Source organism: Streptomyces sp. NPDC090032, assembly GCF_044748025.1.
In the GTDB taxonomy this organism is placed as follows: domain Bacteria; phylum Actinomycetota; class Actinomycetes; order Streptomycetales; family Streptomycetaceae; genus Streptomyces.
This window is the reverse complement of sequence record NZ_JBIVFF010000041.1, coordinates 868-1665: the sequence shown is the minus strand read 5'-3', so window position 1 is coordinate 1665 and position 798 is coordinate 868. Positions and strand designations below refer to the sequence as shown.

At 51.1% G+C, this 798-nt stretch carries 1 rRNA gene (only partly in view); it reads left to right on the top strand.

The window, feature by feature from the left end:
- Positions 1 to 798 (top strand): 23S ribosomal RNA (locus ACIPWY_RS40310); its annotated part runs 867 nt beyond the window's last position; the annotation flags it as partial.

Below are 798 nucleotides of genomic sequence, written 5' to 3'. Positions count from 1 at the left end.
AGGCTTGCCTCTTGGGGTTGTAGGACATTCTATACGGAGTTACAAAGGAACGAGGTAGACGAAGCGACCTGGAAAGGTCCGTCGTAGAGGGTAACAACCCCGTAGTCGAAACTTCGTTCTCTCTTGAATGTATCCTGAGTACGGCGGAACACGTGAAATTCCGTCGGAATCTGGGAGGACCATCTCCCAAGGCTAAATACTCCCTAGTGATCGATAGTGAACCAGTACCGTGAGGGAAAGGTGAAAAGCACCCCGGAAGGGGAGTGAAAGAGATCCTGAAACCGTGTGCCTACAAATAGTCAGAGCCCGTTAACGGGTGATGGCGTGCCTTTTGTAGAATGAACCGGCGAGTTACGATCCCGTGCGAGGTTAAGCTGAAGAGGCGGAGCCGCAGCGAAAGCGAGTCTGAATAGGGCGTTTAGTACGTGGTCGTAGACCCGAAACCAGGTGATCTACCCATGTCCAGGGTGAAGTTCAGGTAACACTGAATGGAGGCCCGAACCCACGCACGTTGAAAAGTGCGGGGATGAGGTGTGGGTAGCGGAGAAATTCCAATCGAACCTGGAGATAGCTGGTTCTCCCCGAAATAGCTTTAGGGCTAGCCTTAAGTGTAAGAGTCTTGGAGGTAGAGCACTGATTGGACTAGGGGTCCTCATCGGATTACCGAATTCAGTCAAACTCCGAATGCCAATGACTTATCCTTAGGAGTCAGACTGCGAGTGATAAGATCCGTAGTCAAAAGGGAAACAGCCCAGACCGCCAGCTAAGGTCCCAAAGTGTGTATTAAGTGGAAAAGGA